The 18044-nt window shown below is 59.0% G+C and carries 16 protein-coding genes; 14 read left to right on the forward strand and 2 right to left on the reverse strand.

Going from position 1 to position 18044, the window contains the following annotated elements; translation table 11 throughout:
- Positions 1-23 precede the first annotated feature (23 nt).
- Positions 24-5393, reverse strand: a complete 5370-nt coding sequence (locus tag JOE39_RS25540; RefSeq protein ID WP_122220540.1) for an AvrE-family type 3 secretion system effector — start codon at positions 5391-5393, stop codon at positions 24-26.
- A gap of 218 nt (positions 5394-5611) precedes the next feature.
- Here JOE39_RS25540 and JOE39_RS25545 point away from each other — a divergent pair, with 218 nt between their 5' ends.
- The 14 genes from JOE39_RS25545 to JOE39_RS25610 all read left to right on the forward strand — a co-directional run bounded on the left by JOE39_RS25545 (position 5612) and on the right by JOE39_RS25610 (position 17354).
- Positions 5612-7135: a transglycosylase gene (locus JOE39_RS25545; RefSeq protein ID WP_004403059.1), complete on the forward strand. Its 1524-nt coding sequence runs from the start codon at positions 5612-5614 to the stop codon at positions 7133-7135.
- A gap of 1075 nt (positions 7136-8210) precedes the next feature.
- A complete protein-coding gene (gene hrpR / locus JOE39_RS25550; protein WP_004418833.1) occupies positions 8211-9155 on the forward strand; it encodes a transcriptional regulator HrpR in 945 nt (314 codons plus the stop codon).
- A gap of 45 nt (positions 9156-9200) precedes the next feature.
- Positions 9201-10109: a transcriptional regulator HrpS gene (gene hrpS, locus JOE39_RS25555; protein WP_004403063.1), complete on the forward strand. Its 909-nt coding sequence runs from the start codon at positions 9201-9203 to the stop codon at positions 10107-10109.
- A 92-nt stretch (positions 10110-10201) separates the two neighbouring features.
- On the forward strand, positions 10202-10528 hold the full coding sequence (locus JOE39_RS25560) for an Hrp pili protein HrpA (RefSeq protein ID WP_003314134.1): 327 nt from the start codon (positions 10202-10204) through the stop codon (positions 10526-10528).
- A 52-nt stretch (positions 10529-10580) separates the two neighbouring features.
- Positions 10581-11609: a type III secretion system effector HrpZ gene (gene hrpZ, locus JOE39_RS25565; protein WP_057446037.1), complete on the forward strand. Its 1029-nt coding sequence runs from the start codon at positions 10581-10583 to the stop codon at positions 11607-11609.
- A gap of 27 nt (positions 11610-11636) precedes the next feature.
- The gene (sctI, locus tag JOE39_RS25570) at positions 11637-12011 is read left to right on the forward strand and encodes a type III secretion system inner rod subunit SctI (protein WP_003314135.1); all 375 of its coding nucleotides are present in this window, start codon (positions 11637-11639) and stop codon (positions 12009-12011) included.
- A gap of 8 nt (positions 12012-12019) precedes the next feature.
- Positions 12020-12826 carry a type III secretion inner membrane ring lipoprotein SctJ gene (gene sctJ / locus JOE39_RS25575; protein WP_004403074.1) on the forward strand — a complete coding sequence of 269 codons (807 nt, stop codon included), beginning with the start codon at positions 12020-12022 and terminating at the stop codon, positions 12824-12826.
- Positions 12826-13353: a hypothetical protein gene (locus JOE39_RS25580; RefSeq protein WP_004403075.1), complete on the forward strand. Its 528-nt coding sequence runs from the start codon at positions 12826-12828 to the stop codon at positions 13351-13353. Before sctJ ends, JOE39_RS25580 begins: the two co-directional genes overlap by 1 nt.
- 33 nt (positions 13354-13386) lie before the next feature.
- Positions 13387-13968, forward strand: coding sequence for a type III secretion system stator protein SctL (gene sctL, locus JOE39_RS25585; protein ID WP_004403076.1), 582 nt, complete (start codon positions 13387-13389; stop codon positions 13966-13968).
- An 83-nt stretch (positions 13969-14051) separates the two neighbouring features.
- The gene (locus JOE39_RS25590) at positions 14052-14276 is read left to right on the forward strand and encodes a type III secretion protein (protein ID WP_003314139.1); all 225 of its coding nucleotides are present in this window, start codon (positions 14052-14054) and stop codon (positions 14274-14276) included.
- On the forward strand, positions 14254-14694 hold the full coding sequence (locus tag JOE39_RS25595) for a type III secretion system protein HrpG (protein ID WP_017277760.1): 441 nt from the start codon (positions 14254-14256) through the stop codon (positions 14692-14694). The genes JOE39_RS25590 and JOE39_RS25595 overlap by 23 nt, the downstream gene beginning before the upstream one ends.
- A gap of 1 nt (position 14695) precedes the next feature.
- Positions 14696-16804: a type III secretion system outer membrane ring subunit SctC gene (gene sctC / locus JOE39_RS25600; protein ID WP_003421878.1), complete on the forward strand. Its 2109-nt coding sequence runs from the start codon at positions 14696-14698 to the stop codon at positions 16802-16804.
- Positions 16801-17004 (forward strand): HrpT family type III secretion system protein, encoded by a 204-nt coding sequence (gene hrpT, locus JOE39_RS25605; protein WP_003314144.1) that lies wholly within the window; start codon positions 16801-16803, stop codon positions 17002-17004. The genes sctC and hrpT overlap by 4 nt, the downstream gene beginning before the upstream one ends.
- Before the next feature lie 2 nt (positions 17005-17006).
- The gene (locus JOE39_RS25610; RefSeq protein ID WP_003314145.1) at positions 17007-17354 is read left to right on the forward strand and encodes a hypothetical protein; all 348 of its coding nucleotides are present in this window, start codon (positions 17007-17009) and stop codon (positions 17352-17354) included.
- An 88-nt stretch (positions 17355-17442) separates the two neighbouring features.
- Here JOE39_RS25610 and JOE39_RS25615 read toward each other — a convergent pair whose 3' ends face one another.
- On the reverse strand, positions 17443-17883 hold the full coding sequence (locus JOE39_RS25615; RefSeq protein WP_003339815.1) for a DUF393 domain-containing protein: 441 nt from the start codon (positions 17881-17883) through the stop codon (positions 17443-17445).
- Positions 17884-18044: the final 161 nt, after the last annotated feature.

The raw sequence follows: 18044 nt of genomic DNA on the forward strand, positions 1-18044 counted from the left end.
GCGCTTTTGCGTTGTTTCAGCTATCAGCTTTTGACTTCGAAGCCCGACAGTTTCAACTCGCCTGCCGCCTCTTTCAGCGACGCCGAGGGCCGCGACAGCTCCCCGTCGAACGTGTAGCCGATGGGTTTGTCCTGGTCTTCGCCATAGATGAAATTGATCCGCCCGAGGGTCTTGTTCACGCTCAACGATGCGCCGCTGTTGTAGCTGATCAGTGGCGTGGGTGACGTGAAATTCTCGGTCTGCGGTGGGGCATGGAACACCACCAGCCTTTTGATCCTCATGTTATTGCGATTCTCCAGAAGGCCGGAGAGTTCGGTCTGCGTCAGCGTACCCCTGCGGCTGCCTTCGTCGATCTCGTCGATCAGCGAGTCTTTTGGTTCAAGGCGTACCCGGGCGAGGGTGCCCTGGCTGTTTTCAAGCTGCTTGACCATGGCGCTGAGCGTCGGGTCCTGACGCATGTACTCGGCGACCCTCGCCGCGTTGCCTGGCGCACTGGCTTCGCGTATCGAACCCATGATTCTGGTGAGTATGCTTTCCTTGCTCAGGCCGGACAGGCTGGTCTTGCTGGTTTCGAAGCGGGCATTGTCCAGCACGCTGTGATTGTTGACCGACGCTTCGTGTTGCACGACCGCCCGTTTCAGGTCTCGAAGCGCCTTGTATTGCGTATCGTTCTGCGACGGCTTGTCGGCAAACAGCGCTTTGAGCCCGTCAAGTCGAGCCTGAATGGCCTGCTCAGGGTTCATGTCGGCGTAAAGAGGGTTCAGCGGATCCTTCAGGTCTGCAAGGCGGGCGGTCGTGGCTTTATCCTTGAAGGCCGCACCGAGACTTTTCGATAGTTTGTCCAGGCTCTCGGTGGTCATCGGGGTCGCTACGTTAAAGCGGAACTTGACCCGTTTGACGGTTTTGTCATCAATGGTCACGTTCGCTGCGACCCCCAGGTTATTGGCTGCCGATTGCGTCGCTGGCGTCGGCCCGGCAGCGGAGGCGGGTGTCGCTGTGGCGTTGGTATGCGTGCCACCGATCTGACCGCGTACCTGTCCGCCGACGTTCAGGCTGTTGAAAAGACGCGGCCGGTTCTTGCCGCCTTCGCGCAGCTCTGTCTTGTCGTTCTTCTGTGTCAGTGAGTAATCGGTGTAGCTCAGCAGGTTGACCGTGACATTCGCCGCCACGCCCAGACGCGCAACTGCGGAGAGCGGCGCGCTGTCGGCCTCCGACAGACCGAAGCCGACGCGCATATCAGCGCTGAAGCCTGTTGTGATATCGAAATTGAAGCGCCGCGCTTCATAGGTTTCGTGGTCCTTGACCTTGTTCAGCAGCTGCAAGGGGTTGAGCTTGCCTTCGAACAGATCGTCGACGAACCCGTCGATTTCGTCGTCCGCCACATTGAAGATCACCCCGGCACGCTGGCTGGCGGCAGCGGTTGCGGTCACGTCTCCGCCAAGACGGAAGTTCGGGGTCATCTTGCGGTTGTTGCCGATATCGACGCTGCGGGCTGGGTGGTTGTCGTCGAAGAAGCCAGGCCAGTAGTCCTTGCCGCCGCCCACGCCGCCGCTGATATTTCCGGCCGCTTCTCTCATCAGGTACAGGGTCACGCCACCTTCGCAGCGTTCGGCACTGAAGAGGTAGTTGCGATTGCCGGTAGCGCCGGCGGTCGGCCACGGGCCTGTCGACTTGTCGGCAAGGACGGCGAACGGGCTGGTGAGGTTCAGCCCGTAACTGCGTTGCACGCCGATTTCATCGTCGCCATGCTCCAGGTTTTTGAGCATGGCCTTGAGCGTGTCGGCCAGTTCGGACTGATCCTGGCTGCCGGTTGCCGCGCGCATATTGACGCTGACAGCGTGGTCGGATTTCTTGAGCGCGTTCGAGAACGCCTTGACTGCGTCATACGCGCCTTCCAGTGCTGCGTTATCGGTAAAGCCCATGTCGGTGACCTGCTTGACCGGGTTCTCGCCATAGGTCACATCGCGTAACGAGGTCAATTCCGCTTGCAGCCTGGGCAGGTCGCTGCTGCGTGTCAGCAACTCAACCTTGCTGATCAGCGCACCGAGGTCTTTCAGGGTGACCAGATCCAGCGCCAGACGGGCCTTGCTTAGCCCGTGATCTTCGTTGGCATCGCGGCGCTGGCCCAGACCGATATCGGTTTTGGTGTGAGAAAGCTTCACTCCGTTGTCTTTCAGCCGCTTGAGCGTTGTGGCCGTCGGATTTTCTGCGGATGGGGCGACTTGCGTCAGGGCGTCATCCAGCTCTTTCACGAAATCATGGCCGGAGCTTTTGAAGTTGAGCATCGACCCCAGTTCAGCCAGCTTCTTGCCGAGCTGAGTGCGTTTTGAAGACTTTGCCACTGCGCTGTGCTGGTTGAGCACACCGTCGTTCTGCCTGAGGTTTTTGAGCTTGCCGTAGTCCTTGCCAATGTTCTCCAACGCAGTTCTGGCGTGCTTTTCCAGTTCGTCGCGGAAGACTTCGAGTTCTTTTGCCAGCTCAGCGCCCTCAGGGCCAAGCTGCAGGCGCGCAATGCGCGCTTTCAGATCGTTGCCCGGAGTCGGTGGTGCGCCGCCGGCTTCATGAATCAGTTCGAGTTGTTTGAACGCGATCAGCTCTTTCTTGTAGAGCTCCTTCAGGCCCTCGCGACCATGATAGCGATGCTGGATGTTGTTGCCGACGTTCTTCATCCAGCGAGGCGGTTCCAGCGTGTGCTTGTAAACGTTGGCGCGAATGGCTTCGCTGGCGGTGGGTCGATTGCTTTTCTCCATGCCGCTGCGCCCGAATGCATTGATGTCCAGCTTTGCTGTCAACCCGGTGCCTGGAATCCGCCAGGTCTTGTGCGCGCGCGTGATGCGGTTGTAAACGTCGTTCAAGCCGTTTTTTTCTACGGGGCGCTGTTCGAACGCTTGCCACTGCCCCTCTTTGAGTTGCATGAGGCCTTGACCGGCGGCGTCCTCGACCTGGACGCTCAAGCGATTGTCATCATTGCTGTACAGCGCTTTGACCGGTTGCCCGTCAGGCGCTGTGAGCGGCGTCCATTTGGCCGCCAGCTGGCCTCCGAATCGGGTTGCCTGCCATGCCTCTCGGGGCATGCAATACAGCTTGCCGGTGCTGCTCAGCGCGTAAAGGTTGTGCTTTTCGTCCAGTGCCAGTTCCGTGATGTCACCGTCAATTGCGGACGTATCCAGATCGATGGGTTTGTGGTCCTTGCTATGGGCCGTCAGCCTGTTCTGATCATCGAGCGCGACAAAGCGCTTGTCGCTGACCATGGCAAAAGCGGTCACGACCCGATTCTCCAGCCCTGCGATTTCCTTGCCCATCGCCACTTTGGTCGAGCGCGCTATCTGGGCCAGTGCCGTATTGTGGTCGAAGGCGACATTAGGGTGTTTAGGGGCCACGTCGAGCCTGAGCAACTTGCCACCTTTCAACACGTAGGCGTTGCTGTCGGCTCCGCGTTGCAAGCGATCGACATCCTTGATGCCTGCGTCTTTCCAGCACTGCGGCGTCGCGTCCCAACGCTGGATGCGACCGGCGCTCAAACCGACCAGACCTGCACGGTCGAGGTGCAGGCGGTCGGCACCGACGGGCGCCGGCATAACCGTCAGTCCGCGTGTGTTGTCCAGGACCAGCGCATTGGTCAGGTTCCAGCCGCTTTCCAGTTTCGCACCCTGCTCGTCGAGCGCATGGGAGTGCACCTCGCCCTGACGATTCCTGATCAGTGCGTGCACGCGACCGTCATCGCCGCTGATGAATCCGCTGACGCTGTTGTGGCCGCCCATTGGTTGGTCGTCCAGCCTGTAGCCGGCTCGTTCGGGCATCAGGCGCAACGTCGGGTCGTTGCTTTCGAAGGCGCTGCGATCAGTGCTGTAAAGCCTGCCCTGCGTGTCTGCAATAAATAGCCTGTCGTTGCTCAGGGCGACTTCGGCGGCCTGTGCCTGACCTCCGTCGAGTTCCAGGGTTTTGGTTTTTTTCGGGGTCAGCCCACCAATCACCGGACTCATGTCGGTCAGCAGGACGGTCTGTACATCCGAGCCACTGAGCAGTGCCGCGCTATCGTCAGGTGCGACCGAAAATGACTTCAGGTCTTTGAAGTCGGCATGCGGCATGAACGGGCTGGAGAGATCGACGACCACATCGTCACTTTTGGCGTATACCGAGCCGTTGCCTCCGGTTATCAGGCGGTTGAAAGCGATGTCCTCGATTTCATTCACTGGTTTCCAGCGAGCGTTGAGCGGTTCGAACTGGTACAGCCGGTCTTCGTGCACGCGCAGGCGGTCGCCGTTGGTGGTCTGATGGACGTCGGTGAGGTGAGCGATATGAGCCTTGCCCGGCAACTCCTGGCTGCGCCGCCCGTCAAGGGTGTCGAGATGAATGTGGTTTTCTTCACGCTGCATGTTCACCGGCGGAGGTTTTCCGCCCGGTACCGGCAGTGTTGGCTCACTGCTGCGGATGACGGCCAGCGAGCTGTCGCCCTGCGCCAGATGCAGCAGATGCCCGTTGGCTTGCAACAGTTGGTGGCCCTGCGCGCCTTGCTCACTCTGCTGCGCCAGATAGGTTTGTACGGGCTTGGCGAGTATGTCGTCCAGCAGCGCGGCCATGCCGGGCGTCTTGAACGAAGAGAAATCCGGCTTGCCGTCGGCACTCAGCCTGACAGTGGGCTGTGGTCGCGCATTGCGTATCAGATGCTCACTCCTGAGCTCGGAGCGCCCGCTGGTGCCATGTTCCAGCCCGGGGTTTCGCAGCACGAGCGGCCCGTCAGGATCGTCGGCTTTGGTGCCGGAACTGCTTGCCGTGTTCGTGTCGACAGGTTGCATTGACTGGCGTGTACCATCGGAGCCTTGCAGGCGGCTGCCGGGGTTACGGCGTTCGCGCATAGCGCTGGCGACGGCCTCTTCGTCAGTCATGGGCTCTGCGGAGATTTGCTCTGAAGCGCTGCGCGTGAGCTGATCCTGCGGAAGATTGAACGTGACACGGCGATTGTTACGGGGGGCAGTGTCTGTCCGCGTCGATTCTTCTTCTATTTCATGCGTCGTCGTTCCTGAAGCGTTCGCCCTGTTGGTACGGGTGCGCAGAATGGACTTGGGGAGATGATCGCTGTGCGGTGGCGGGTTATCCGGCAAACGAGTGCCACGAACGGTGTTTCTGCTGGCCTCGCGACTGGAGCGCGGCGCTGAGCTTGAGTTGGGTTGTGTACTGGGCGGCTTTGCTGCCGACTGCCGGGGTGCCCTGGATTTCTGGAACACCTTGCCGACACTTTTCAGCAGCCGTTTTCCCATATTCCCTAGCGAATGTGAGGAGCGCTGGGTCGGCTGTTCGGTTTGCTGCCGGAGATTTGAAGGGTTGTCGGCTCTTGCTGTCGCTTCTGGCGCAATGACGTTTCCGGTATTGCGGTTGACCGTTGGTACCTGCACGGTGCATCTCCCTTTCCTTTTGCCGCCCGACGACGGTGATTGTGTAACCCTTTGAAAAGTCCTTCAGTTCCTGTGTGGCATGGGAAAGGCACCGGTTCCAAAGAAAAACAGCTGGCTGAAACGTTTCAGGTTCGTGTGTAGGCAAGCGAAATATGCCTTGCAGGGAACTGGAAAGGCGGGCGTGCCACGTAGGGGGACACGTTCAGGACATTCCGCACATGGCCGCCGTTGCCCTCCACGTTTCGTCTCCTCGCTTGCTGGCGCGTTCGGTACAGATCGCCGTTCTGGCCCTGGGGGCGCTGTGCGTGGGCTGTCAGTCAGTCGATGACTCACAGTCGCGCCTTGACCGCTTGCCGCGACTGGTCGCCGGGCTGGGGCACAGGTCTGACGACGCGCAGGCCGACCCTCGAGCTGTAACGACTGTTTCCGATTTGCCCGTCTACAACGGTGAAGACGTTTGGCAACGGGTGGCGCAGCGATGCCGGCTGGTGGACGGGCAGGGCGTCAATGAACGTATCGCTCGCCAGCGTGACTGGCTGCTGAACAATCGCGGCTTCCTGACCGGGGCCAGCAAGCGCGCCACGCCTTACCTGCACTTCATTGTCGAACGTCTCGATGAGCGCAACATGCCATTGGAGCTGGCGCTGCTGCCCATGATCGAGAGCTCTTACAATCCCTTGGCCAACTCCCCGGCGGCCGCAGCGGGCCTCTGGCAGTTCATCCCGTCTACCGGTCGCCAGTTCAACTTGAACCAGAGTGCTACCTACGACGCCCGCCGCGATGTCGTCGCGTCAAGCAAGGCGGCGATGGACTATCTGACTCGCCTGCATGATCAGTTCAATAACGACTGGCTGTTGGCACTGGCGGCCTATAACGCAGGCGAGGGCACGGTTGCACGAGCGATCGACGCCAACCGTCGACGTGGCATGCCTGTCGACTACTGGCATTTGAATTTACCCCGGGAAACCCAAGACTACGTTCCGCGCCTGCTGGCACTTTCGCTGGTGGTGCGCAATCCAGGCGCCTACGGCGTGCAACTGACGCCGGTCGCCAACATGCCGTATTTCGATGTGGTTGAGCTCAACCACACGGTAGACCTGACTCAGCTCGCCGCCACAACCGGCGTAGATGAGGCGCAGTTGTTGCGCCTCAACCCGGCATTCCTGCGAAAAAAGACCCCGGATGGGCCGGGACGTTTGCTGATTCCCAAGACTCACACGCAGGTCTTGACGGCAGGTATCGAGCGGATCACCGGAGAGTCGCCGACAACCGCTGTGATCCCGGCAAGCCCCGGAAAGCGTGTGATCGAGCCTCAGCCAGCGTCACAGGTGGCCGAGCGCGCTCCGGTGCCTGGACCGTTGCAAGCAGCAGGGCGCGAGCAGACGGCAGGCCTGAGGCAAGTGCTTGAGCGCGAGCCTGCACCGGAGTCGGTACAACCGGTCAGACGTGAACCGCAACCGAAAGTCGTCCAGATTGCCAGGCAGGAGCCTTTGCCCGGCCCAGCGCAACCCGTTCAGGCTGCCGAACAGGTGACTGTGTCCGAATCCATCCAGCCAGCGCGTCAGGCGCCACCGCAGGCGACAAGCGAGCGTTCGCTGCTGGACCGTCGTATACAAAAGAGGCTGTACATTGATGACCGTTCGTCGCCACGCAAGCGCGACGAGATCGCGTACCGCGATGAGCCGCGTGAGCTGCCGAACGGTCCTCGTGTCGTGGTGTACGCAAGCGATCCACGCCAATAACCTCTCGATTTTTTTCTCCTGATCGCTTAAAGCACCTGAAAATTGCCCTTTTTTAGTGCTTTTTCGCGTTACCAGCGCGTGCCCGAAACCTGCGAATGAAAAATTCTGCTCCTTTTTTTGCCTTTATAGGGGCGTAAAAAGGGGGGCGGACCAAGCTTTACCAAATATGTTTCTCAATGGCTCACGCAAACTTTGTAAAGAATTGTAAGGAAATACTTACACATTTTTTGAAACAATCTCAGTGATGATGAGGTATCAGCACTGCTTATGGTGGTAGGCCTTCACAGCGCTATAAGCATGGATTGCCAGATTGTCCTACAGTGAATCCTTTCAGCTAATTAGCCATTTTCAAAACCTGCACATCCACATTCTCAAAAGGTGACGCGTTCGGTTTGCCGAATGCGAGGGTGGCAAAAAGCTATCGCGAGATGCCCCCAAAAACTGGGACACTTCAGGATCCAACCAAGCCAGAGATGCGACCTCGTTCGGAAATCCGACTGAGCTCTTGTTTATATCAGCCCAGTGGTCGAGTACTGTCTGGCCACCGGTACTCCCTATTCTGACGTGTGAAATAAGTTAAACTTGTAAAGGCTTTTTGTTTGAGTGCATTAGTTGTGAGTGTCATGAAAGTTAATACAGTCAGTTCGTGTTGCTGGCTCTCCTGTTTTGGAAAAATATAGTGCCGTGAATAATTAAGGTGCTGCGGCGCCTATTAAGTTCACCAGCAGGTTCGCGGAGTGGCTATCTGTTTTTTCTGCGATTGGCAAGTTACAAATTTTTCGATTTCATTATGACCCATGATCGGGCATACGGCTGGATTCCCGTGCAGCCACGGGGGCTGCAGCGACGATTAGCCAGCGTAAGTCTATGATAATTTTGGAATAAGGATATATTAATAGGGTCATTTCAAAGCGCTTGCGCTATACCGATTGGATCTTAAGGCGCTGTCGCTACTTGATAGTGATTCTCGAGTTTGTGAAATTTTTCACAGTCGCTGGGGAACTAAATGGCTATATGTGTGCCTTGTAAGACGTGGTATTAATATCCCGCCTTCCTCCCGCTATGAGAGTGATCGATGAGCACAGACATTGATAACGACGTTCGAACGTGTTGGAACGTAACTGCATTATCGGCTGGTCATCAAATTGCAATGAACAGCGCGCTACTGGATATGGACTTGCTTCTTTGCGGGGAAACCGGCACCGGCAAAGATACCCTGGCCAGCCGGATTCACGAGCTGTCGAGCAGGACCGGGCCCTTTGTCGGCATGAACTGTGCTGCCATCCCCGAATCGTTGGCAGAGAGCCAGTTGTTCGGCGTGGTCAATGGTGCGTTCACCGGCGTGTGCCGGGCTCGCGAGGGCTACATCGAAGCCTCCAACGGCGGCACCCTCTATCTGGATGAAATCGACAGCATGCCGTTGAGCCTTCAGGCCAAGCTCTTGCGGGTGCTGGAAAGCAGGGGCGTCGAGCGGCTAGGCTCGACCGACTTCATACCCCTGGATCTGCGAGTGATTGCTTCGGCCCAGCGTCCGCTGGATGAACTGGTGGAACAAGGACTTTTTCGTCGTGACCTGTTTTTCAGGCTCAATGTGCTGACACTGCAGTTGCCAGCCTTGCGCAAGCGTCGCGAGCAGATTTTGCCATTGTTCGACCAGTTCACCCAGGACGTCGCCGCAGAATCCGGCCGCTCCGTTCCAACGCTCGACAATCGACGTGTACAGATCCTGTTGAGCCATGACTGGCCCGGCAACGTGCGCGAACTGAAGTCGGCTGCCAAGCGATTTGTCCTGGGGTTGCCGTTGCTGGGCGCTGAGCCGGTCGAAGCGCGTGACCCGGTAACAGGGCTGCGCATGCAGATGCGCGTCATCGAGAAAATGCTCATTCAGGATGCCTTGAAGCGACATCGGCACAATTTCGACGCTGTGCTCGAGGAGCTCGAACTGCCCCGGCGCACCCTCTACCACCGCATGAAAGAGCTGGGTGTTGCTTCGCATATCGACCTGGTAGCCGAGTCCTGAATCGCTGCTGCGCTCGCGCAACGCTGATGCCATTGGAGTCATGAAATGAATCTCGACGATGAGTTTGACGATCACCTGGATGCGGAGCGCGTACCCAATCTGGGGATCGTCGCCGAAAGTATTTCGCAGCTCGGCATTGATGTCCTGCTGTCGGGCGAGACCGGTACCGGTAAAGACACCATTGCCCGGCGCATTCACAACATGTCCGGGCGCCAGGGTCGTTTCGTCCCGATGAACTGCGCAGCCATTCCGGAATCGCTCGCCGAGAGCGAGCTGTTCGGAGTGGTGAGTGGGGCCTATACCGGCGCCGACCGCTCCCGAATGGGCTACATCGAGGCGGCGCAGGGCGGAACCTTGTACCTGGATGAGATCGATAGCATGCCGCTCGCCCTGCAGGCCAAGCTGCTGAGGGTGCTTGAAACCCGTGCACTGGAGCGTCTGGGTTCGACCTCCACGATCAACCTGGATATCTGTGTGATTGCCTCGGCCCAGGCCTGTCTGGACGACGCCGTCGAAGAAGGCAAGTTTCGGCGCGACCTGTACTTTCGCCTGAACGTGCTGACCCTCAAACTGCCGCCGCTGCGCGATCAGCCCGAGCGTATCCTGCCGCTGTTCACCCGGTTTGTGGCGGCGTCGGCCAAAGAACTGAGCGTCCCGATTCCCGATGTATGTCCGTTGCTTCAGCAGGTACTGACGGGGCATCGCTGGCCCGGCAATATCCGCGAGCTCAAGGCCGCTGCAAAGCGCCATGTGTTGGGCTTTCCCTTGCTGGGGGCGGACTCGCAGACCGAAGAGCACCTGGCGTGCGGGCTCAAGTTTCAGCTGCGGGCGATCGAAAAGGCCTTGATTCAGCAAGCGCTCAAGCGCCACTGCAATTGCATCGACGCGGCCAGCCTGGAGCTCGATATCCCACGTCGTACGCTCTACCGCCGCATCAAGGAATTGAGCATCTGATTTTTTGCAGAAGTTCTGGAACCGATTCGCGGACGCATGCCACCTAGCTGTACCAAGCAATTACGCTGGTACAGACGAAGGGGTATGACGTTATGACTATCATGAGTTCTCTGGCGGGTGCAGGTCGCGGTGTCGTCAACACGATCGGTGGTGCCGCTCAAGGCATCAACAGCGTAAAGAGCAGTGCCGACCGTAATGCTGCACTGGTGAGCAACACCGGCAGCACTGACAGTATCGACGCTACTCGCTCCAGCATCAGCAAAGGCGATGCAAAAAGCGCCGAGCTTGACGGTACCGCGAACGAAGAGAACGGCCTGCTGCGCGAGTCGAGCATGCTGGCGGGCTTTGAGGACAAGAAAGAGGCGCTTTCCAACCAGATCGTCGCAAGCAAGATCCGGAACTCGGTCGTCCAGTTCTGATTTCTTGAAGCCCCTTCGCACCTGAGGGGGCTGCTACTTTGAGGAGGTTGTGATGCAGAGTCTCAGTCTTAACAGCAGCTCGCTGCAAACCCCGGCAATGGCCCTTGTCCTGGTACGTCCCGAAACCGAGACGACTGGCGCCAGTACGTCGAGCAAGGCGCTTCAGGAAGTTGTCGTGAAGCTGGCCGAGGAACTGATGCGCAATGGTCAACTCGACGACAGCTCGCCATTGGGCAAACTGCTGGCCAAGTCGATGGCTGCGGATGGCAAGGCGGGCGGCGGTATCGAGGATGTCATCGCTGCGCTGGACAAGCTGATTCATGAAAAGCTGGGTGACAACTTCGGCGCGTCTGCGGACAACGCCTCGGGTACCGGACAGCAGGACCTGATGACTCAGGTGCTCAGTGGCCTGGCCAAGTCTATGCTCGATGATCTTCTGACCAAGCAGGACGGCGGGTCAAGCTTCTCCGAAGACGATATGCCGATGCTGAGCAAGATCGCGCAGTTCATGGATGACAATCCCGCACAGTTTCCCAAGCCGGACTCGGGCTCCTGGGTGAACGAACTTAAGGGAGGCAACTTCCTTGATGGCGACAAAACAGCTGCGTTCCGCTCGGCACTCGACATCATCGGCCAGCAACTGGGTAATCAGCAGAGTGACGCTGGTGGTCTGGCGGGGACGGGTGGAGGTCTGGGCACTCCGAGCAGTTTTTCTAACAACTCGTCCGTGACGGGTGATCCGCTGATCGACGCCAATACCGGTCCCGGTGACAGCGGCAATAGCAGTAGTGAAGCGGGGCAACTGATCGGCGAGCTTATCGACCGTGGCCTGCAATCGGTATTGGCCGGTGGTGGACTGGGCACACCCGTAAACACCCCGCAGACCGGCACGGCGGCGAATGGCGGACAGTCCGCTCAGGATCTTGACCAGTTGCTGGGCGGCTTACTGCTCAAGGGCCTTGAAGCGACGCTCAAGGACGCCGGACAAACCGCTACCGACGTGCAGTCGAGCGCTGCGCAAATCGCCACCTTGCTGGTCAGTACGCTGCTGCAAGGCACCCGCAATCAGGCTGCAGCCTGACCGACAACCGCCTGACGGAGAACTCACGTGACCATTTCCCACCTTGGTAATGTTAAAAGCATCTCGCCGGAACTCGGGCAGGATGTGCCACAGGGGCTCGTTTCAGAACCGGCCCAGGCGGATGTCGACATCTTCACCGCTGCCACGCAGCCGGACGGCGTTTCGAGCGGAGCGCCGCTTTCCGAGCATATCGCCAGCGCAATTTCCGGCGGTCTGGGCGAAACCGAAAAAATGTCTCAGCAAGCGATGCGGTCGATGAAAAAAGCTTCCGGCACGGGAGACGCGCTGGATATCGCGGCGATGACCAGGACCCTGTCGCAATGTTCGTTGCAGACTGCGCTCACGACCAAGGTGGTGAGCAAGACTGCGCAGGCGCTCGACAAGCTGACTAACTTGCAGTAGAGGTTTCCGTGAAATTTCTGAGCGCAGGGCTGCTGCTGATTTGCATGGTGTTGCTCGGCGGCTGCAGTGATGAAACCGATCTGTTCACCGGCTTGTCCGAGCAGGACTCCAATGAGGTCGTTGCCCGTCTTGCCGATCAGCATATCGACGCGCGCAAACGCCTGGAAAAAACCGGCGTTGTCGTCACCGTCGCGACCAGCGATATGAACCGCGCCGTCAGAGTGCTCAACGCTGCCGGCCTGCCACGGCAGTCTCGCGCCAGTCTGGGGGATATCTTCAAGAAAGAAGGGGTCATTTCGACCCCGCTCGAAGAGCGCGCCCGCTACATCTATGCCCTGTCTCAGGAACTCGAAGCGACGCTTTCGCAGATAGACGGCGTCATCGTGGCCAGGGTGCACGTGGTACTTCCGGAACGCATCGCACCGGGTGAACCGGTGCAACCTGCCTCTGCTGCGGTGTTCATCAAACACTCCGCAGCGCTTGACCCGGACAGCGTGCGTGGGCGCATTCAACAGATGGTCGCCAGCAGTATCCCCGGCATGTCGACGCAATCGGCAGAGTCGAAAAAGTTTTCCATTGTGTTCGTACCGGCTACCGAGTTTCAGGAAACCACACAGTGGGTCAGTTTCGGACCGTTCAAGCTGGACAGCGCCAATCTGCCGTTCTGGAACCTGATGCTTTGGCTGGTGCCGGTTGGCCTGTCGGTGTTGCTGCTGATCATCGCGCTGCTGTTGCGCAGTGACTGGCGCGCCTCGGTGCTTCGGCGGATCGGTTTTGCCGGCCGTAGCCGCTCGACCGTACCGGCGCGCGCGTGATGGACCTGACCGCCGAGGACTATTGGACTCAGTGGTGGTGCAATCCCTGGCCATGGGCGCATGCGGGCTGGCAAAGCCGGTTCGCCGAGCGCTGCGGACTGACCGTCAGCGACTGTGAGGCCCTTATGGTCAGCCGTCACAGCGTGTTCCTGCAGAGTGTCGGCATCACGCCAAGTCAACCGCCGATGCCTGCCGCGCCGGTGTTGAGCTGGCTGGCACTGACGACCGTGCAGCGTGATCAGGCGCTGGATCTGGCGCAACGCATCTGTTTTTCCCGTAACGAAAGCGACGGACATGACGGACAGTGGTGCTGGTCGCTGACCAAGGCGTTGCGCCCCGGTGTCTGGCTGGATCTGGAACATGACGATGTGCGCTTGCTGTTGGGTGCCTGGCTCGGGCCTGAGTATTGGCCGCGATTGCGTCTGGCCTGGGCGCCCGATGAGGTCGCCGACAGCCCTTGCTCGGCCCCCGAAAATAAACTTCAGACGCTGTGGCAGGCTGTTCTATGGCGTGTCACTGCGGCCTGAATATCCGCTTTCCTCTGCACCAGGAATTTCCCCATGCTTGCCAAACGCAGTATTACCTTGACTGCCGACGCGGTGCTGCCCGAGCCGGTATTGCGCCGTGAAGACATCGCCAACAGTCTGCTGGCTCGCGATATTCTGATGGACGCGCAACGTCAGGCGGAGCAGTTGCTGGTACTTGAGCAGGCTAAAGCCGATCGTCGGCATCAGGAGGCGCTTGCGCAGTTCTGGGAGCGCGCCAATGCCTTTCTGGACGAGCTGCACGTCCAGCGCGAAGCCTTGCAGCAGCAAGCCATGACTGCTGTCGAGGAGTTATTGACTGAGGGATTGCGCCAGTTGCTCGACGAAACGACCCTTGCCGAGCGCGCTCGGGCACTGGTCAGGAACCTGGCAGCCAGTCAGCTCAACGAAGCTGTGGCCACGCTCAGCGTTCATCCGGAGATGGCCGAGCCAGTCGCCGAATGGTTGGCAGAGGGTCGTTTTGCCGAGCACTGGGAGCTCAAACGTGATGCGACGCTGGCCACTGAAAGCCTGCGCCTGAGCGACGCCAACGGCGCGTTCGAAATCGATTGGGCAACGCTGCGCAATGGGCTGGCAGGCACTGAGCCAGCTGCCTGAAACAGACTCTTGCGGCGAAAATGGAACCGCTCCACCTGTTTGCTCCACTCAAGGTTTGAACCTTTCTGCTGGAGCATCCGGACATGATAAATTTCAAATCCCTGCAAAATAACCTCGATTCCACGCTCACTCGCGCGTTGTCCGACGTGGATGACGTGCTGGACGGGGGCAATGGGCATTTCACCGCCGACGACATCGATGCCTTCAGTGAGGCGAGCCAGCAGGCTGCGGTCAGCTCCAACATCGCTGATCAATGCCAGCAGGCTGGTTATAAAATGACCAAAAATGTCATCGATGGATTTCAGTGAGTTCGAGGAGGTCGTCGGCCTGTGGCGTGATCAGCGTCCGGCGAGCCCGCTCGACTGCTGGGTCGACGACGCCAACGCACGGCTGGAAATGGTGGGTGGCGGAGTCCGTTGCAGCATCGAGTTACTCGACCCCTATGACGCCAACGACCCTCAGCGTATCGAAGCATTGCTCAGTCATGGCGGTGCCAGCCTGGCGTGTGCCTGTGACGGCGCGTTCGCCATTGATCCGCAAACGCGCTGCATGGTGCTGGTCAGCTGGATGCCTGGCCCCTGCAGCCTTGCCGATCTGCTGAACCGTCTGGAAAGCCTGGCCAATCAGCGCGCGGCCTTGCTCAGCCTGATGCACACCACTCTGGTCAATTCTGTGCCCGCCTTAGCCGGGCGCACGACCCTCAATCACCGGCAACCGGGAGTTTGAAATGCGCAAGGCCTTGATGTGGTTGCCTTTATTGTTGATCGGGCTGTCCCCCGCCACGTGGGCGGTGACCCCCGAAGCCTGGAAACATACGGCTTACGCCTACGATGCCCGGCAGACCGAGCTGGCGACAGCGCTGGCCGACTTCGCCAAAGAATTCGGCATGGCGCTGGATATGCCGCCCATTCCCGGGGTCCTTGATGACCGGATACGCGCTCAGAGTCCGGAAGAGTTTCTCGACCGTCTGGGCCAGGAATATCACTTCCAGTGGTTTGTGTATAACGACACGTTGTACGTCAGCCCCTCTAGCGAGCACACCTCGGCACGCATCGAAGTGTCATCCGACGCGGTAGATGACCTGCAGACTGCTTTGACCGATGTGGGGCTGCTGGACAAGCGCTTCGGTTGGGGTGTACTGCCGAACGAAGGCGTGGTGCTGGTTCGCGGCCCTGCAAAATATGTGGAACTGGTGCGCGATTACAGCAAGAAAGTCGAAGCGCCTGAAAAGGGCGACAAGCAGGACATCATCGTATTTCCGCTCAAGTACGCCAGTGCTGCGGACCGCACCATTCGCTATCGTGATCAACAACTGGTGGTCGCCGGTGTCGCCAGCATTCTCCAGGATTTGCTGGATACCCGTTCTCATGGCGGGTCCATCAATGGTATGGATCTGCTGGGGCGAGGCGGTCGCGGTAACGGTCTGGCGGGCGGTGGCGCCCCGGACGCTCCGAGTCTGCCGATGAGCTCCAGCGGCCTCGATACCAATGCGTTGGAGCAGGGCCTCGATCAGGTGCTGCACTATGGCGGCGGAGGCGGCAGCAAAAGCGGTGGAAAAAGCCGCTCTGGCGGTCGGGCCAACATCCGCGTAACGGCCGATGTCCGTAACAATGCTGTGCTGATCTATGACTTGCCCTCACGCAAGGCCATGTACGAAAAGCTCATCAAAGAGCTGGATGTTTCGCGCAACCTGATCGAAATCGACGCCGTGATTCTCGACATCGATCGCAACGAGCTGGCAGAACTGTCCAGCCGCTGGAACTTCAATGCCGGGAGTGTCAACGGGGGTGCCAACATGTTCGACGCGGGCACCAGCTCTACCCTGTTCATTCAGAACGCCGGCAAGTTCGCTGCCGAACTGCATGCGCTGGAAGGTAACGGCTCAGCCTCGGTGATCGGCAATCCATCGATTCTTACCCTTGAAAACCAGCCGGCCGTGATTGACTTCAGTCGCACCGAATACCTCACTGCGACGTCGGAACGTGTGGCCAATATCGAGCCCATCACCGCTGGCACCAGTCTGCAGGTGACTCCGCGCTCGCTGGATCACGATGGCAAGCCTCAGGTGCAACTGATCGTCGATATCGAGGATGGTCAGATCGACATCTCCGACATCAATGACACGCAGCCAAGTGTGCGCAAAGGCAATGTCAGTACCCAGGCCGTCATAGCCGAACACGGTTCACTGGTCATCGGCGGTTTCCATGGCCTTGAAGCCAACGACAAGATCCACAAGGTTCCGTTGCTGGGCGATATCCCCTACGTCGGCAAGCTGCTGTTCCAGTCCCGCAGCCGTGAACTGAGCCAGCGCGAGCGCCTGTTCATTCTGACGCCAAGACTGATTGGCGACCAGGTCAACCCGGCTCGCTATGTGCAGAACGGCAACCCTCACGATGTCGATGACCAGATGAAAAGGATCAAGGAACGGCGTGACGGCGGTGAGCTGCCTACCCGCGGTGACATTCAGAAAGTCTTCACGCAGATGGTCGATGGCGCTGCGCCAGAGGGTATGCATGACGGCGAAACACTGCCCTTTGAAACCGACAGCCTGTGTGACCCGGGCCAGGGCCTGACCCTCGATGGCCAGCGCTCGCAATGGTATGCACGCAAGGACTGGGGTGTGGCCGTTGTGGTAGCGCGTAACAATACCGACAAACCGGTGCGCATCGACGAGAGTCGCTGCGGTGGTCGCTGGGTCATCGGCGTCGCCGCCTGGCCCCACGCATGGCTGCAACCGGGCGAGGAGAGCGAAGTGTATATCGCGGTACGTCAGCCACAGATATCAAAAATGGCCAAAGAGAGTCGGCCATCACTGCTCCGGGGGGCAAAGCCATGAAGATCAGCAGCGTTGCAGTCGTGTTGGTGGTGTTCGCTACCCTGACCGGGTGCGCCACCCACGGTTGTTCGGGAACTGCCTGCAAACGCCCGGACTCCACCAGCCGTGAACTGGTCATCTGGTGGCCTCCGGACATGCGTGACGGTCTTGACGATCAAGACCACGAGCGCGATTACACCGTCGTGAAGTTAAGGGACTAGACATGATCGAGGTCGAGGAGAAAACAGCGTTCTACTACAACGTTGCGGCGCAGAGTCCTGCGGTGTGGCCGGTGGCAAACGGAGTCTCTTTCGTCAGCCGGCGCGAGCATCATGACTGGGGCATTGCGCTGCACATCGAGGGGCGAGCGCTGCGTCCCGAACAACTCAGAGAGGCGCTGCAACTGAGGTTCTCAGAAGCCGAACGATTCAATGACTACTTTCTGTTCCTGGATATGCGGCGTGATTTCGTCGTATGGCACGCGGTGAGCGACGCCCCCCATGCCGTCACCAACCTCGATGATATCCGGCGAAACGAATTGATACTGGCAGGCCTGGATCATCTGGTTTAGGAGATAACACCCGCATGAAAAAAAGACCGCCCCAGTGCAGATGGGGCGGTCTTTTTTTGCGCAGATGCAATCTACAAGCGTCAGGCAGTCACTGGTCGTGCGGAGCTCGGTCGGTTTTCGACACTGCACAGCGGTCACCCCGGCAGCGAGCACTGCCATCCGGATGGGGCAACCAGGCCAAATGCGGACGCCAGCGACAAAAAAGACGATAGCCGATATCAAGTAGCGGCCTGGTCAAGCGCCATGACAACGGTGCAGCCCAGACACCCAGTCCTGCTGCTCGCCAGCTCCAGAGCGTAGCGTCCAGGCCTGTGACCCATGTCCCATCGTCAAATCGGGCGTGCAATGATGATTCCATCTGCGCAAGCGTGAACCCCACAGATCCGGCATCAAACGCTTCACCACTGATATCGACAAAACGAAGGCGATCGGGTTTGGCGCGCGCACGCAGGATCTTGATTTCGCGCGCGCAGAGTGGGCATTCACCGTCAAAATAGAGGGTCAGGGGCCAATGGGTTATCTTGTGCATCGATGCTGTGTCCCGTACCGGTTGTGCACAAGGTAGTCCCAAACATCCAGGCCGACAATGGGCAATGCGGCCCGGTGTGACTCTGTCGGTTATTCATGCGGGTTTCGACGTTCACCAGATGACGTCGGTTCAGGTGACTTGGCCGGAAGTACGCCTGTGGC

The sequence above is a fragment of the Pseudomonas sp. PvP100 genome (assembly GCF_017833055.1).
GTDB classification, from domain to species: domain Bacteria; phylum Pseudomonadota; class Gammaproteobacteria; order Pseudomonadales; family Pseudomonadaceae; genus Aquipseudomonas; species Aquipseudomonas syringae.

What these genes read in the sequence shown, in the direction of transcription:
- hrpT (WP_003314144.1), top strand. Translation starts at nt 16,801, where the DNA reads ATGAAGATCAGCAGCGTTGCAGTCGTGTTGGTGGTGTTCGCTACCCTG.
- JOE39_RS25560 (WP_003314134.1), top strand. Translation starts at nt 10,202, where the DNA reads ATGACTATCATGAGTTCTCTGGCGGGTGCAGGTCGCGGTGTCGTCAAC.
- JOE39_RS25580 (WP_004403075.1), top strand. Translation starts at nt 12,826, where the DNA reads ATGGACCTGACCGCCGAGGACTATTGGACTCAGTGGTGGTGCAATCCC.
- JOE39_RS25590 (WP_003314139.1), top strand. Translation starts at nt 14,052, where the DNA reads ATGATAAATTTCAAATCCCTGCAAAATAACCTCGATTCCACGCTCACT.
- hrpR (WP_004418833.1), top strand. Translation starts at nt 8,211, where the DNA reads ATGAGCACAGACATTGATAACGACGTTCGAACGTGTTGGAACGTAACT.
- sctC (WP_003421878.1), top strand. Translation starts at nt 14,696, where the DNA reads ATGCGCAAGGCCTTGATGTGGTTGCCTTTATTGTTGATCGGGCTGTCC.
- JOE39_RS25610 (WP_003314145.1), top strand. Translation starts at nt 17,007, where the DNA reads ATGATCGAGGTCGAGGAGAAAACAGCGTTCTACTACAACGTTGCGGCG.
- JOE39_RS25545 (WP_004403059.1), top strand. Translation starts at nt 5,612, where the DNA reads ATGGCCGCCGTTGCCCTCCACGTTTCGTCTCCTCGCTTGCTGGCGCGT.
- hrpS (WP_004403063.1), top strand. Translation starts at nt 9,201, where the DNA reads ATGAATCTCGACGATGAGTTTGACGATCACCTGGATGCGGAGCGCGTA.
- sctL (WP_004403076.1), top strand. Translation starts at nt 13,387, where the DNA reads ATGCTTGCCAAACGCAGTATTACCTTGACTGCCGACGCGGTGCTGCCC.
- hrpZ (WP_057446037.1), top strand. Translation starts at nt 10,581, where the DNA reads ATGCAGAGTCTCAGTCTTAACAGCAGCTCGCTGCAAACCCCGGCAATG.
- JOE39_RS25615 (WP_003339815.1), bottom strand. Translation starts at nt 17,883, where the DNA reads ATGCACAAGATAACCCATTGGCCCCTGACCCTCTATTTTGACGGTGAA.
- JOE39_RS25595 (WP_017277760.1), top strand. Translation starts at nt 14,254, where the DNA reads ATGTCATCGATGGATTTCAGTGAGTTCGAGGAGGTCGTCGGCCTGTGG.